We start from the raw sequence: 14,385 nt of genomic DNA, 5'->3' as shown, positions 1-14,385 counted from the left end.
TACATGTGATAGGGTTGTGGAATCGACGCTTCGAGCACGATGCGGTAGGCGTTGTCCCCGAGGGGCTCCACCGTGCTTTTCCAGGCGGCGTTCTGCGCTCCGGCTGTCACGGCGAGGAACGCCGCAACGACCGGCAGCAGGCTGCGAATCAGTTTGTACATAGTCGTAACGCGTTTAATTCGGATGTAAAGATACGGTTTTTTGCGGAAAATCAGTATATTCGCACAATGATTCGGATATCGCTCGTTATCCCCACCCATAACCGTGCCGCACAGCTTATCGCGGCGCTCGAATCCGTCGTGCGCCAAAACCTGCCGCCGCATGTGTGGGAATGCGTGGTGGTGAACAACAACTCCACGGACAATACCGTGATGTGCTTCGGGAACTTCGCCGAGACGCATCCGGGCATCACCCTGCGGCTCGTCACGGAGGAGGGGCCCGGCGTGTCGTATGCCCGTAACCGGGGGCTGCAGGAGGCCAGGGCGCCGCTGGTGGCTTTCATCGACGACGACGAACGGGTGAATCCGGGATTCCTGCGCGCCTACCTCGACTTTTTCGACGCACATCCCGAGGCCGTCGTGGCCGGGGGGCGTATCGTCGCCGAATATCCGAAGGGGCGTCCCGGCTGGATGTCGAAATATGTCGAGATGCCGATCGCCAATCCGATGGACTTCGGTCCCGAGGTGCGTCCGTTCCCTGCGGGACGGGTTCCGGGGGGCGGCAACATGGCGTTCCGGCGTTCCGGACTGGCGGGTTACGGAGGATTCGACCCTACATTGGGGCGTGTGAACGGCGAGCTGATCGGCGGCGAGGAGAACGACTTTTTCGAACGGCTCCTTGCGGGCGGCGAAACGATTTGGTACGTGCCGGATGCCGTGATGTGGCACATCATCCCGCCCGCGAAACTTACCGAAGCCTATTTCCGGAGGCTGAGTTATAATGTCGGGGTCAGTCAGCGGCTCCGGGCGCAGATCCACCGCCGGCTGCCGAAGACTTACCTGCTCGAACTGGCCAAATGGGCGGCGACATTCGCCCTGTGCCTGACGATGCCGCCCCGCAGGTCGGTCTGGCTGCTGCGCATGCGCCGCGAGATCAGCCGGGGTTTGTTTTCGAAGATAAAATGAAAAACCGCAGCTTTCGGCTGCGGTTTTCGTATCAGAAGAGGTATTTTTCGTTTTTGACTTTGTTCACCAGCCGGTGAATGTCCTTCCAGCCCTCCTCGCCGAAGGTCGTGCCCACGACCTCGATCACCTTGCCGGCGGTGATGGCGCCGATCGTCCCGCACTGGCGGAGCGAAAGCCCGTCGCAGAGCCCCGCGAGGAATCCCGCGGCGTAAAAGTCTCCGGCTCCGGTGGTGTCCACGCGCCTGGCCGCGGCCATGATGCCGACGTGCACGACCTCGTCGCCCTGTTTGATAAGCGCCCCTTTGATGCCGATTTTGACCACGGCCAGCTCGCACAGCTTCGAGATGGCCTGCAGGGCGTTCAGCGGCTCGCCCTCGCAGGTGAAGGTCTTGGCTTCGTCCTCGTTGGCGAAGACGATGTCCACATAGTCGCGCACCAGTCCGCGCAGGAATTCGAGGTTTTCGGCGACGATATTGAAACTTGCCAGGTCGATGGCGACCTTCAGCCCGCACTCCTTGGCCGTGCGGGCGGCTTTGAGGATCAGTTCGTGGTTCTGCACCAGATACCCCTCGACGTAGAGGCAGTCGTAGCCTTCGAAGATTGCCGGCTCGATTTCCGGGGCCGAGAGTTCCAGCGCCGCGCCCAAATGGGTGACCATCGTGCGCTCGCCGTCGGCGGAGATCAGCGACACGCATTTGCCCGAACGCTCCCTGCCGCGGAAGATGACCGGCTCGATGCCGAGGTTGTCCAACGCCTGCACGAAGAAATCGCCCGTGGTGTCGGGGCCCACCTTGCCGATGAATCCGACGCTGCTGCCCAGCTGCGCCATGGCCCGGATGGTGTTGCCGGCCGATCCGCCGAGCGAGAGCGAATAGGGGAGTCCTGCCACCGATTTCGAAATCTCGGTCTGCAGTTTGGTGTCCACGAGGCTCATCGAGCCTTTGGCTAATTTGAACCTCCCCAGTACGGAGTCGGTTTTCAGGTTGACCAGCATGTCCGTAAGGGCGTTGCCGATGCCGATGACGCGTTTCATTTGCTTGAGTTCGGGTGTTTTCGGTTCCTATATCGACAGTATCTTTACCAGGTCCAGCGCGCCGCGGTCGATGCCTTTGTCGTGTTTCACGGCCTTGGCGAAAGGCACGTAGACGATCTTGCCGTTCATCGTGCCGATCATCACGTTGCGCTGTCCGTCGAGGATGGCCTCGATGGCAGCCTCGCCCATGCGCGAAGCGAGGATGCGGTCCACGGCCGTCGGCGAGCCGCCGCGCTGGATGTGGCCCAGAATCGTCACACGGGCGTCGTACTGCGGGAACTCCTTCTTCACACGCTCGGCCAGCGCCGTGGCGCCGCCCGTCTTGGGGTTCTCCGCGACGATCACGATCGCCGAGTTCTTGCTTTTGCGGAAGCCGTGGTTGATGAGTTCGGCCAACTGGTCGACCTCGGTCTCCATCTCCGGGATGATCGCCGCTTCGGAACCCGTGGCGATGGCGCTGTTGAGCGCCAGATAGCCCGCCGTGTGGCCCATCACCTCGACGAAGAACAACCGTTCGTGGCTCGATGCCGTGTCGCGCAGTTTGTCGACCGCCTCCATGATGGTGTTCAGCGCCGTGTCGTAACCGATCGTCGAATCGGTTCCCCCGAGGTCGTTGTCGATCGTGCCGGGAAGTCCCACGATCGGCACGTTGAACTCCTCGGCGAAGATGCCCGCTCCGGTCAGCGAACCGTCGCCGCCGATCACCACCAGCGCGTCGATCCCCGCGGCAACCATGTTGTCGTAGGCGGCTTTGCGTCCCTCGGGAGTCGTGAACTCCTGGCTGCGCGCCGTTTTGAGGATCGTGCCGCCCAACTGGATGATGTTGCTGACGCTTTGCGATTTGAATTCGACGATCTCGTTGAACACGAGACCCTTGTATCCGCGCATGATTCCCTTCACGGAGAATCCGTTGAAGATCGCGCTGCGCGTCACCGCGCGTATTGCGGCATTCATGCCCGGGGCGTCGCCGCCCGAGGTCAGGATGCCGATGCTTTTGATTCCGGCCATACTCTCTTTTGCGTTTAAGACAAAACCTTCCAAAGGTAGTGATTCTAATTTAGAATTAAAAATTATTAATTAATAATTCCCGCTGCGGAGCAAATCGGATTCCAAACGAAAGGCGGACTCCGAAGAATCCGCCCTGCGCCGAAAAAACTTTTTATTTTAATTGCTGCTTGCGGTTATTCCGCTGCTTCGGTTACGGAGTCGGTCTGTTCCCCGGCGGTGATGTTCACCGAGGCTTTTCCGTCCTTTTCCCCGGCCTGGACCGAGACCTCCTTGCCGTCGGCGTTGACCCGCAGGCGTCCCTGTTTCTTGTCGACGGTGATGTCGATCGACTTCGAGGGTACGGCGATATGCAGGGTCTTGCGGCCCTCCTCGATCACGCTCTCGTCGTCGTAGTCTTCGAGCAGGCGCTCCAGCGTCGTGGTGTCGCCGTCGATGACGATCTCGCTCCGGAACACCTGTTCGATGGCGTCGCGCCTCTTGCGGAATTTGTCGCCGACGTTCTCGCGGATCGCCACGCACGATACGGCGATGATCGTGGCGAGCCATAGGAGGAAGATGGCCAGGACGGTTTTGCCGCCGGGTTTGCGCGAGGCGATCAGGCACATCAGTACGTAGATCAGCAGGATCAGCGGGATCAGTCCCGCCAGTATGCCGAGGCTTGCCACCCAGATCGAGACGGTGCTGCCCAGGATTTCGGGTGCGAAGAGACTCTCCCCGCCGACGATGACGGCGAAAAGCCCGATAATCAGGGCGCAGGCGCCCATGATAAGCCCGAAGACAAGGAATCCGGCGAAGATTTTCAGCAGGATGAGCACGACCTTGCCGAAGACCGAGACCGCCTCGGCGATGATCGGTTTGGCCCGGGCGTCGGGGTCGGCGCAGGCCGTGGCCGAGGTGACGTCGCCGATGGACTGCGCAGTGATCTTCTCGCCGTTCATTTCGAGCTTCTGTCGTGCCGTGCGGGGCGCCGGGACGGCGAACCACATGATGAAATAACAGATCAGGAAGATGCCAAACAGGTTGCCGAACATCGGGCTGAACCAGTGCAGGAAAGGAATCCATCCGAAGCACGTGAGCAGCAGCGGCAGGAACAGCCCGAGCCGCACCCACACGGGGTCGATGTCGAAATATTTGCCGATGCCGGCGCAGACGCCGCCCAGCTTGGCGTTTTCCGTGTCGCGGTAAAGGCGGCGGGGGATGCGCGGCGTGTCGCAGTGCAGGTCGCGGTCGGCGTTCTGGTCGGAGATGTCCTCGGCGGAGCCCATCTGCTGGATGATGTTCAGGATCAGGGGCTTCTCCACGACGCGCGTGTTGTCCTGCGCCGAGAGGATCAGCTCGGCGATGCGGGCCTCGATGTCGGCGACGATCTCCGCGCCGTCGGCCGTGTCCTTATAGCTCTTTTTCAGGCTGTCGAGATAGGCTTCGAGGGCCTCGTAGGCGTCGGTGTCCATCGTGAACGCCACGCCCGATATGCTGCATTTTTTTACCTCTTTCATGGTTGTCGGGTGCTTCGGGTATTAGTTCTTGCGGATGCTGCCGCCGCTCGATTTGCTCAGCGAGGTCCGGCAGTCGCCCGTGTATCGGATCGACGAGCCGCTCGATGCCTCGGCCGTGAGTTGCCCGCTGCAGGCAATCTCGGCTTTGGAGGCGCTCGACGCGCTGACCGCGGCGTTGACGGCGGTGAGTTTGGCCGCGTCGAGTTTCGATGCCGAGCTCAGATCGGCCGAAAGGCTCTCGGTCGACCCCTCGAGCTCGATCTTCGAGGCGCTCGAGGCGTCGACCGTGCAGGTCGTGGCCTTCACTTCCGCACTGACTTTCGATGCGCTCGAAGCGTCGATGGAGCATGAAGCAGCCTCTACTGCGGCTTTGATCTTGGCGGCGCTCGAAGCGTCGATCGTGAATCTGTCGGCCCGGAGCGTCACGTCGCTCGTGATCTTCGAGGCGCTCGAGGCTTTGAGCGAGCGGATGTTGCCGCCGTTGGCCGGGACGGTTACCGTGATGCTGGCGTTCTGGAGGTTGTTCGCCTTTTGGTCGAGGGTCACTTCGAGGGTCTTTCCCTTGGCTTTGGCGACGACCAGGTCGATCAGGTTGTCGTCGGCCTCGATGCGGATGTCCGACGCCTCGGCCGAGATGATGACTTTCACGGCGCGTGAAGCGTCGACGGCATTGAAATCGGGGGCCTCGATGTTTTTCGAGACGATATTGCCGCTGCCTTTGATGCTCTTGCCCAGCAGTGGCGCCGCAATGCAGACGACATAGGCGCTTACGGAGAACATGGCTCCGATCAGGACGGCTATCAGCAGAATCTTTTTCATGGTGTATGGTTTATAGGGTTAATCGTGCGTTATTTTCCGTGGCGGATAAGCCGGATTTGTCCGACGAGTTCGTCCCACGTCTCATCGAGCGTTGCGAGGTAGTCGCGGCCTTTTTCCGTGAGCGTGTAGTACTTGCGGGGCGGCCCCTGCGGCGACTCTTCCCAGCGGTAGGTCAGCAGCCCGGCGTTTTTCTGCCGGGTGAGGATCGGGTAGAGCGTACCCTCGACTACGATCATCTCCGCCTGCTTGAGCTCGGCGATGATCTTCGGAGCATACGAGTCCTCGCGGGAGAGAATGGCGAGGATGCAGTACTCCAGGATTCCTTTGCGCATCTGCGCTTTTACGTTGTCTTCGGCCATGTTGCTATGCGTTTAACCTTTTGGGAGCCTTCGGGACGATCAGCCAGAGGATGATGTAAATCCAGAGCGAGAGTCCTCCGAAGAGGATCAGGATCAGGGTTGCGATGCGTACCAGCGAGGTGTCGAGTCCGAAATACTCGGCCAGTCCGGCGCAGACGCCGGCGATGATGCTGTCTTGCGAGCGGAATAACCGCCTGTTGTCGTTCGTTGCCATATTTGTCGTTTTTTATCGGTTGCGGTGGATGTTGAATTTACGGGCGGGTTCCTCGGGAATGACGATCCAGAGGATGATGTAGGCCCAGATCGAGAGGCCTCCGAAGAGGATCAGCAGCAGCATCACGAGGCGGATCATCGTCGGGTCGGCGTCGAAATAGGCGGCCAGTCCGCCGCAGATGCCGGCGATCGAACGCTCCGTGCGTGAACGGTAGAGTTTGCGGGGCGTTGCTTCGGTCGGTTCCTCCCCGGGAACCTCGTTCTCGGCCCCGGACTGCGCAGCGTCGCGGGGTTCTCCGAAATCGGCCGGGGAGCCCATCTGCTCCATCGTCGCACGAACCACGTCGAGCGTGATGACCCGCATGGGCGATGCGACCTTTTCGCGGAAAATCTCCGCCACACGCGCCTCGATATCGCCCATCGTTTCGGCATCGCCTTCGGGCAGACGGCGGCGGATGTCGTCGAAATAGCTGCCCAGCACCCGGTAGGCGTCTTCGTCGAGGGTGAATGCCATGGAGCCGATGTTCGCGTTTACAGTCTCTTTCATAGTCGTATAAAGTGTTGTCGCTGTTGAATGTTTTGCGATTCCTACTATTTTGATAATGCAAATATAATACAAGTTTTAGTATTATGCAATACAAAGTACTGGATTTTTTCAAAAAAATGAATACCTAATATATAAAGCGGGGAATTTGCCCGACGTGCGGGCCGGCGATTTCTTCCATTTCAGCGTGATGTCCATCGGGTTGGCGGCATGGCTGGGTAAATGCGGTCGATAGCTGCGCTTTTCGACGACCTGCCTGAAGAAGCAGACTGGTGGTTTCTTTACAAGAAAAGGGCCGGACATTGCGTCCGGCCCTTGGTTTTATCTCCTTCGGCGGTCGTTAGTCCTCGAACTTTGCCGAAAGGAACTCGCGGTTCAGACGGGCGATATGCGCGATGGAAATCTGCTTGGGGCACTCGGCCTGGCAGGCTCCCGTGTTGGTGCAGTTGCCGAAGCCCAGCTCGTCCATTTTGGCGACCATCGCCTTGGCGCGGCGGGCGCCCTCCACGCGGCCCTGGGGCAGCTTGGCCAATGACGACACGCGGGCGGCGACGAACAGCATGGCCGAACCGTTCTTGCAGGTCGCGGCGCAGGCTCCGCAGCCTACGCAGGCGGCGGCGTCCATCGACTCCTCGGCATCGGCCTGCGGGATCGGAATGGCGTTGGCGTCGGGCACCGAGTTCGTGCGCACCGAGATGAAACCTCCGGCCTGCAGAATTTGGTCGTAAGCCGAGCGGTTCACCACGAGGTCTTTGATGACGGGGAACGCCGCCGAGCGCCACGGCTCGATGGTGATCGTTGCGCCGTCGCGGAACTTGCGCATGTAAATCTGGCAGGTCGTGGCGCCCTGGCTGGGTCCGTGGGCCTGTCCGTCGATGTGCAGCGAGCACATGCCGCAGATACCTTCGCGGCAGTCGTGGTCGAATGCCACGGGCTCCTTGCCCTCGTGGATGAGGTTGTTGTTCAGGATGTCGAGCATTTCGAGGAACGAGGTGTCGGCCGAGATGTTCTCCACCTTGTAGCTCTCGAACGCCCCCTTGGATTTAGCGTCCTTTTGACGCCATATCTTTAATGTAAAATTCATAGTTTCGATTCGATATTAAAGTTCAACGTCAAATGGCCTTAGTCTTTGTAGTTGCGCTGTGCGGGGTGCACGAACTCGAAGTTCAGGGGCTCTTTGGTGAGCTCCGGAGCCTCGTCCATGCCCTTGTATTCCCATACGGCGGCATATACGAAGTTCTCGTCGTCACGCTTGGCCTCGCCCTCCTCGGTCTGGTGCTCCGAGCGGAAGTGGCCGCCGCACGACTCCTCGCGGTTGAGGGCGTCGCGGGCCATCAGTTCGCCCAGTTCGAGGAAGTCGGCCAGACGCAGCGCCTTCTCGAGTTCGACGTTGAAGTCGTTCTCGCGGCCTACGACCTTCACATCTTTCCAGAACTCCTTGCGGAGCGCCTGAATCTCGACGATGGCCTTTTCGAGGGACTCTTTCGTGCGGGCCATGCCGACGTTCTCCCACATGATGTGACCCAGCTTCTTGTGGATGTCGTCCACCGACTGCTTGCCGTTGATCGAGAGCAGTTTGGCGATCTTCTCCTTCACGCCCTTCTCGGCTTCGTCGAAGGCCTTGGTGTCGGTCTTCACCTTCGGAGCCTGAATCTTGTGCGAGAGGTAATCGCCGATGGTGTAGGGCAGTACGAAATAGCCGTCCGCCAAACCCTGCATCAGCGCCGAAGCGCCCAGACGGTTGGCGCCGTGGTCCGAGAAGTTGGCCTCGCCGATGGCGTAGAGGCCCGGGATGGTGGTCATCAGGTTGTAGTCGACCCAGATGCCGCCCATCGTGTAGTGCACGGCGGGGAAAATCTGCATCGGCTCCTCGTAGGGGCTTACGTCGGTGATCTCCTCGTACATGTCGAAGAGGTTGCCGTAACGCTGTTTGATGATATCCTTGCCCAGACGCGCAATGGCGGTTTTGAAATCGAGGTATACGGCCAGACCGGTCTCGTTCACGCCGAAGCCTGCGTCGCAGCGCTCCTTGGCGGCGCGCGAAGCCACGTCGCGCGGCACGAGGTTACCGAAGGCCGGGTAACGGCGCTCCAGGTAGTAGTCGCGGTCCTCCTCGGCGATCTGCGAGGGTTTGAGTTTGCCGGCGCGGATGGCTTTCACGTCCTCGAGCTTCTTGGGAACCCAGATGCGGCCGTCGTTGCGCAGCGACTCGGACATCAGCGTCAGCTTCGACTGCTGGTCGCCGTGTACGGGGATGCAGGTGGGGTGGATCTGCGTGAAGCAGGGGTTGGCGAAGCCGGCGCCCTTGCGGTAGCACTGGAATGCGGCCGAGCCGTTCGAAGCCATGGCGTTGGTCGAGAGGAAGAAGACGTTGCCGTAGCCGCCCGTGGCGATCACGACGGCGTGTGCGCCGTGGCGCTCGATTTCGCCCGTCACGAGGTTGCGGGCGATGATGCCCTTTGCCTCGCCGTCCTCGATGACGATGTCCAGCATCTCGTGGCGCGGGTAGCTCTTCACCGAACCGGCTGCGATCTCTTTGTTGAGGGCCGCGTAGGCGCCCAGCAGGAGTTGCTGGCCCGTCTGGCCGCGGGCGTAGAAGGTGCGCGATACCTGCGCGCCGCCGAACGAACGGTTGGCCAGCAGGCCGCCGTATTCGCGGGCGAAGGGAACGCCCTGACCGACGCACTGGTCGATGATGAGGTTGGCGACCTCGGCCAGACGGTAGACGTTGGCCTCACGGGCGCGGTAGTCGCCGCCTTTGATCGTATCGTAGAAGAGCCGGTAGACCGAGTCGTTGTCGTTCTGGTAGTTCTTGGCGGCGTTGATGCCGCCCTGGGCTGCGATCGAGTGTGCGCGGCGGGGCGAGTCCTGGATGCAGAACACCTTGACGTTGTAGCCCAGTTCGCCGAGCGAAGCGGCTGCGGAGGCGCCTCCCAGACCCGTACCGATGATGATGATGTCGAGTTTGCGCTTGTTGGCGGGACTTACGACCTTGATGGCCGTCTTGTGGTTGCTCCACTTTTCGGCGAGAGCCCCGGCAGGAATCTTAGCATCTAATTTAAAAGCCATATCGTTTGTGTGTTTATTGTTCTCAAAAAGGGATGATTAGCATACGCCTGCGATGCAGGGGCAGAAGAAATAGACGAGCACCACTGCGGCGAAGCCGAGGAATACGATCGTGGCCACGATGTTGGCGATGCATTTCAGGCGGGGATACCACGTGTCGTTAGCCCATCCCACGGTCTGGAACATCGACCATACGCCGTGCGTGAGGTGGAACCACAGGGCGAAGAACCACACGAGGTAGATCACCACGTAATACCATTTCGAGAAGGTGTAGGCGATCAGCGCGGCGCCGTCGGCGGGGCTGTATCCCAGCGAGTTGACGTGTCCGCCCATGATCTCCACGAGCTGCATCTTCGACCAGAAGTTGAAGAGGTGGATCAGCAGGCCGCCCAGGATGATGAAGCCCAGTACGAGCATGTTCTTCGAAGCCCAGGCTACGCCCGGCTCCTGCACCGTTACGGCATAACGCTGCGATCCGCGCGCCTTGTAGTTGTTCAGCGTGAGGATGACGGCGTAGATGAAGTGGACCAGAACGCCCAGCGCCAGCACGGCCGTACCTGCCAGCGCGTACCAGTTCGCGCCGAGTAATGCGCAGATCATGTTGTACGCCTCGGGCGAGATGATCGCCGTGATGTTCATCGACATGTGGAAGAGGATGAAGAGCACGAGGAACGCCCCCGTAACACTCATGACTAACTTCTTGCCGAGCGAGGAATTAGATAGAAAACAGCTCATAATGATTTTAATTTGTTTATATTTGTGATAGTTTGTGTTCCGGTATGTTCAAATTTACGCGCAAAGATAGCCATTGTTTGCGGAATAACAATGAAAACGGACGGGAATTTTATGCCTGAAAGGAGGGTTTTATGACCAAAAAAGAACTGCGCGCCGCGATGCGCCGAAAGAACCTCGGAATCACTCCGTCGGAGCGTGCCGCGGCGTCGGGGCGGATTTTCGGACGCATCGGGCGGCTGGAGGCTTTCGCGCGGGCCCGCACGGTGGGTGTTTTCTGCTCGCTGGCCGACGAACCGGACACGTCGGAAGCGCTGGCGCGGTGGTCCGCCGCCGGCAAACGGCTGGCCGTGCCGCGCGTCGAGGGCGACGTGATGCGGTTTTATGCATACGATCCCCGGACGATGCGCCCGGGGGCTTTCGGCATCGCCGAGCCGGGTCCGGAGGCGCCGGAGTGCGAACCGCAGGAGTTGGATTTGGTGATCGTTCCCGGCACGGCGTTCACCGCCGCAGGGGCCCGGATGGGCCGCGGGCGCGGTTATTACGACAAATACCTTTCGCAGCCGGAGGTGCATGCCGTGAAGATCGGCGTTTGCTTTGCCCACCAGTTGGTCGGGGAACTGCCCTCGGAGCCGCATGATGTGGCGATGGATTACGTAGTAACGGATTGATTATATGGATGCAAAAGAGTTTGCCGCCGCCTACGCGGAGGCGTTCGGGCCGGCGGCGCAGCTGCCGCTGCTGTTCTGGTATTCGGAGGAGCCCGTGCGGGCGGTCCCCAAGGTCGAGGGGTGCTTTTTCAAAGCGCTTGCCGAGGCCGGACAAGGGCTGCCGGTAAGCCTCAATGCCGGGAACATCGGCTGCGGGGGCGGAAAGTTCTACGCCGGGTTTACCCCGATGCCGCCGTTCGTGCCGACTTTCGTGTCGCAGAAGGAGCATTACAAACAGACGCCCGAGATGGTGCTGGAATTTATCGACCGGCTGGGTATTCCGGAGGCTTCCGGGGCATGGCTCAACTTTGCGCGCATCGACACCGATGCGGGCATTGAAGCCTTCGGCCGGGCCGAAGGGGCGCTGTTTTTCGCCACGCCCGACGTGCTGTCGGGGCTGGTGTCGTGGGCCTCGTACGACAACAACGCCGACGACGCCGTGCGCGCGCCCTTCGGATCGGGATGCAGCGCCGTCGTGACGCAGGCCGTCGTGGAGAACCGCCGGGGTGGCCGCAGCGTCTTTCTGGGGCTGTTCGACCCCTCGGTGCGTCCGTGGGTCGGGGAGTCGGTGCTGAGCCTGGTTGTGCCGATGTCGCGCATGCGTGAGATGTGCGGCACGATGCGTGCAAGTTGTCTGTTCGGTACCCACGCCTGGAACAAGGTTCGGGACCGTATTAATAAATGAACTATATGAAGAAAAGAAAAGCGGCGCTGGTGCTGGCCGGCGGCGGAGCGCGCGGCGTGGCCCATATCGGAGCGATCGAGGAGTTGGAAAGTCAGGGTTTTGAGATCAGCGCCGTCGCCGGTACGTCGATGGGCGCACTGGTCGGCGGCGTCTATGCCTCGGGGCACCTCGAACCGTTTAAAGAGTGGCTGTGCGCGCTCGACAAATACAAGGTTTTCAGCCTGGTGGATTTCGCGCTGAGCACCGAAGGACTGGTCAAAGGCGACCGGGTGATGAAAGCCATGAAAGAGCTGGTTCCGGACGTGAAGATCGAGAAGATGCCCGTTCCGTTCGCCGCCGTGGCGGCCGACCTGCTCACGGGCCGCGAGGTGGTGCTGGAACGCGGCGGGCTGTACGATGCCATCCGGGCCTCGATCTCGATCCCTTCGGTCTTCAAACCCGTGCGTCGCAACGGGCAGGTGTTGATCGACGGCGGAACGGTCAACCCGCTGCCGCTGAACCGGGTGCGCCGCGAGGAGGGCGACATGCTGGTAGCCGTGGATGTCAGCGCCCCGTTCGGGGCTCCTGTGCCGAAGACCCGGGTTTCGCTCAATTACTACAAGGTGCTGATCGCTTCGTCGGAGATCATGCAGCAGCACATCACCCAACTGATGTGCCGGCTCCACAAGCCCGACATTCTGGTCGAGATGCCCGCCGACAGTTACGGCATCTTCGAATTTTACCGTTCGAAGGAGTTGATCGAGGCGGGGCGCATGGCGACGCGCGCGGCGCTCGAGCACATGTTGGCCGAAGCCTGAAAATGGCAGGATTTTTGTTGGTCGGGATAGAAAAAGTTGCGACGGCCCGTTTTGAAGAATTCAAAGAGTAGTGACGCAACTTCACACAGATTTTTTAGGGCCGTCGCAAGAATCGAAAAAAAAGCAGGGCGTGCCTCCCGGCATTGCCCGATTTGCTTGTGCGGCAAAGATAAATAAACTTTCGGTAACTGCAACACCTTTGTCCGAATGTGATATGGGTGCGCCTGAAAGACTGAGAGGACATGCCTTTTTTGTCCCGGCGAGCCTCTTTTTTGCGTACGCGATCCGCCTTAACAGGCGATTGGCCGCGCGGCATCACGAAAACACCCCGAAAGCCGGAACGGCTTTCGGGGTGTGGTTTTTCGGAGCCGGGAACTCCCGGCCGGGCGGTTAAACGCAGCCCTGTGCCAGCATGGCGTTGGCAACCTTCATGAAGCCGCCGATGTTGGCGCCCACGACGTAGTTGACATAGCCGTCGGGCTGGGTTCCATAGTGCACGCAGACCGAGTGGATGTTCTGCATGATGGATTTCAGCTTCGCATCGACCTCCTCGGGCGACCAGGTGAGGCGCATCGAGTTCTGGGTCATTTCGAGTCCCGAGGTAGCCACGCCGCCGGCGTTGGCCGCCTTGCCCGGGGCATAGAGCAGCTTGTGCTGTTGGAAAATGCGGATGGCATCGGGAGTCGAGGGCATGTTGGCTCCCTCGGCGACGCAGATGCAGCCGTTGTCGACCAACGCCTGCGCTTCGTCGCCGTTCAGTTCGTTCTGTGTGGCGCACGGCATGGCGATGTCGCACTTCACGCCCCACGGACGCTCGCCGGGGTAGTAGGTGGCCGACGGGTATTTCTCGGCGTACTCTTTGATGCGGCCGCGGAAGACGTTCTTCAGCTCCATGACGTAATCCAGTTTCTCGGGGCTGATGCCTTCGGGATCGTGGATGTAGCCCGACGAGTCGGAGAGCGTCACGACCTTGGCGCCGAGTTCGGTGGCCTTCTGGCAGGCATATTGGGCGACATTGCCCGAGCCCGAAATGCAGACGGTCTTGCCCTCGAACGAGTCGTTGCGCGTGGCGAGCATCTCTTGGGCGAAGTAGCACGTTCCGTAGCCCGTGGCTTCGGGACGCAGCGGACTGCCGCCCCAGTCGCGGCCCTTGCCGGTGAGCGTGCCGGTGAACTCGTCGCGCAGGCGCTTGTACTGGCCGAACATGAAGCCGATCTCACGGCCTCCGACGCCGATGTCGCCGGCCGGAACGTCGGTGTCCTGGCCGATGTGGCGTTGCAGCTCGGTCATGAACGACTGGCAGAAGCGCATCACTTCGTTATCGGATTTGCCCTTGGGGTTGAAATCCGAACCGCCCTTGCCGCCGCCCATCGGGAGGGTCGTGAGGCTGTTTTTGAAGGTCTGCTCGAAGGCCAGGAATTTCAGGATCGAGAGGTTGACCGAGGGGTGGAAGCGGATGCCGCCCTTGTAGGGGCCGATGGCGCTGTTCATCTGGATGCGGTAGCCGCGGTTGATCTCAATTTCGCCTTTGTCGTTCAGCCACGGCACGCGGAAGATGATGACGCGCTCGGGCTCTGCGATGCGTTCCAGCACCTTCATCTTCTGCAGGATCGGGCTGGCGACGATGTGGGGCGCCAGCGATTCGGCCACCTCGCGGACGGCCTGATGGAACTCCGGTTCGCCGGGGTTGCGGGCGATGAGCCGGGCCATGAAATCTTCGACGTACTGTTGGACTTGCTCGTTCATAAGCGAATGGATTTTGAGGGGTTTGTAATCGTTTCTCGCCCCTAAAAATAGTA

General features: G+C 60.5%; 15 protein-coding genes. 4 read left to right on the top strand and 11 right to left on the bottom strand.

The annotated features are described in order from the left end of the window. The first annotated feature begins 227 nt into the window (after positions 1-227). Positions 228-1,124: a glycosyltransferase family 2 protein gene (locus tag BLU78_RS04505; RefSeq protein ID WP_010262797.1), complete on the top strand. Its 897-nt coding sequence runs from the start codon at positions 228-230 to the stop codon at positions 1,122-1,124. A 31-nt stretch (positions 1,125-1,155) separates the two neighbouring features. Here BLU78_RS04505 and BLU78_RS04500 read toward each other — a convergent pair whose 3' ends face one another. From BLU78_RS04500 to BLU78_RS04455, 10 genes are all read right to left on the bottom strand, one after another. Further along, positions 1,156-2,157 carry an adenosine kinase gene (locus BLU78_RS04500; RefSeq protein ID WP_010262801.1) on the bottom strand — a complete coding sequence of 334 codons (1,002 nt, stop codon included), beginning with the start codon at positions 2,155-2,157 and terminating at the stop codon, positions 1,156-1,158. A gap of 27 nt (positions 2,158-2,184) precedes the next feature. Next, positions 2,185-3,165 carry a 6-phosphofructokinase gene (pfkA, locus tag BLU78_RS04495; RefSeq protein WP_010262803.1) on the bottom strand — a complete coding sequence of 327 codons (981 nt, stop codon included), beginning with the start codon at positions 3,163-3,165 and terminating at the stop codon, positions 2,185-2,187. A gap of 173 nt (positions 3,166-3,338) precedes the next feature. Then, positions 3,339-4,661, bottom strand: coding sequence for a PspC domain-containing protein (locus BLU78_RS04490; RefSeq protein ID WP_010262807.1), 1,323 nt, complete (start codon positions 4,659-4,661; stop codon positions 3,339-3,341). Positions 4,662-4,682: 21 nt separating this feature from the next. After that, a complete protein-coding gene (locus BLU78_RS04485) occupies positions 4,683-5,480 on the bottom strand; it encodes a GIN domain-containing protein (protein WP_010262810.1) in 798 nt (265 codons plus the stop codon). A gap of 29 nt (positions 5,481-5,509) precedes the next feature. After that, positions 5,510-5,839, bottom strand: a complete 330-nt coding sequence (locus tag BLU78_RS04480) for a PadR family transcriptional regulator (RefSeq protein ID WP_010262813.1) — start codon at positions 5,837-5,839, stop codon at positions 5,510-5,512. Between the two features lie 4 nt (positions 5,840-5,843). Continuing rightward, entirely contained in the window at positions 5,844-6,053 is a 210-nt protein-coding gene (locus BLU78_RS04475; protein WP_010262815.1) for a PspC domain-containing protein, read from the bottom strand. 12 nt (positions 6,054-6,065) lie between these two features. After that, positions 6,066-6,599 carry a PspC domain-containing protein gene (locus BLU78_RS04470; protein ID WP_010262819.1) on the bottom strand — a complete coding sequence of 178 codons (534 nt, stop codon included), beginning with the start codon at positions 6,597-6,599 and terminating at the stop codon, positions 6,066-6,068. A 337-nt stretch (positions 6,600-6,936) separates the two neighbouring features. Continuing rightward, entirely contained in the window at positions 6,937-7,680 is a 744-nt protein-coding gene (locus BLU78_RS04465; RefSeq protein WP_010262822.1) for a succinate dehydrogenase/fumarate reductase iron-sulfur subunit, read from the bottom strand. 38 nt (positions 7,681-7,718) lie between these two features. Continuing rightward, a complete protein-coding gene (locus BLU78_RS04460; protein ID WP_010262825.1) occupies positions 7,719-9,665 on the bottom strand; it encodes a fumarate reductase/succinate dehydrogenase flavoprotein subunit in 1,947 nt (648 codons plus the stop codon). Positions 9,666-9,701: 36 nt separating this feature from the next. Beyond that, a complete protein-coding gene (locus BLU78_RS04455; protein WP_026020737.1) occupies positions 9,702-10,397 on the bottom strand; it encodes a succinate dehydrogenase cytochrome b subunit in 696 nt (231 codons plus the stop codon). 131 nt (positions 10,398-10,528) lie between these two features. On the opposite strand from BLU78_RS04455, the gene BLU78_RS04450 reads away from it, so the two are divergent. The 3 genes from BLU78_RS04450 to BLU78_RS04440 are packed head-to-tail and all read left to right on the top strand — an operon-like array spanning position 10,529 to position 12,586. Then, positions 10,529-11,065, top strand: coding sequence for a 5-formyltetrahydrofolate cyclo-ligase (locus BLU78_RS04450; RefSeq protein WP_010262833.1), 537 nt, complete (start codon positions 10,529-10,531; stop codon positions 11,063-11,065). 4 nt (positions 11,066-11,069) lie between these two features. Then, complete coding sequence (locus BLU78_RS04445) at positions 11,070-11,789, top strand: DUF169 domain-containing protein (RefSeq protein ID WP_010262836.1); 720 nt, start codon at positions 11,070-11,072, stop codon at positions 11,787-11,789. A gap of 5 nt (positions 11,790-11,794) precedes the next feature. Then, positions 11,795-12,586, top strand: a complete 792-nt coding sequence (locus tag BLU78_RS04440; protein ID WP_176791119.1) for a patatin-like phospholipase family protein — start codon at positions 11,795-11,797, stop codon at positions 12,584-12,586. Between the two features lie 390 nt (positions 12,587-12,976). On the opposite strand, the gene gdhA is transcribed toward BLU78_RS04440, so the two are convergent. Continuing rightward, a complete protein-coding gene (gene gdhA, locus BLU78_RS04435) occupies positions 12,977-14,332 on the bottom strand; it encodes an NADP-specific glutamate dehydrogenase (RefSeq protein WP_010262843.1) in 1,356 nt (451 codons plus the stop codon). Between the last annotated feature and the right edge of the window lie 53 nt (positions 14,333-14,385).

The organism is Alistipes timonensis JC136 (genome assembly GCF_900107675.1).
GTDB classification, from domain to species: Bacteria; Bacteroidota; Bacteroidia; order Bacteroidales; family Rikenellaceae; genus Alistipes; species Alistipes timonensis.
This window is presented reverse-complemented; position numbering and strand designations above follow the sequence as displayed.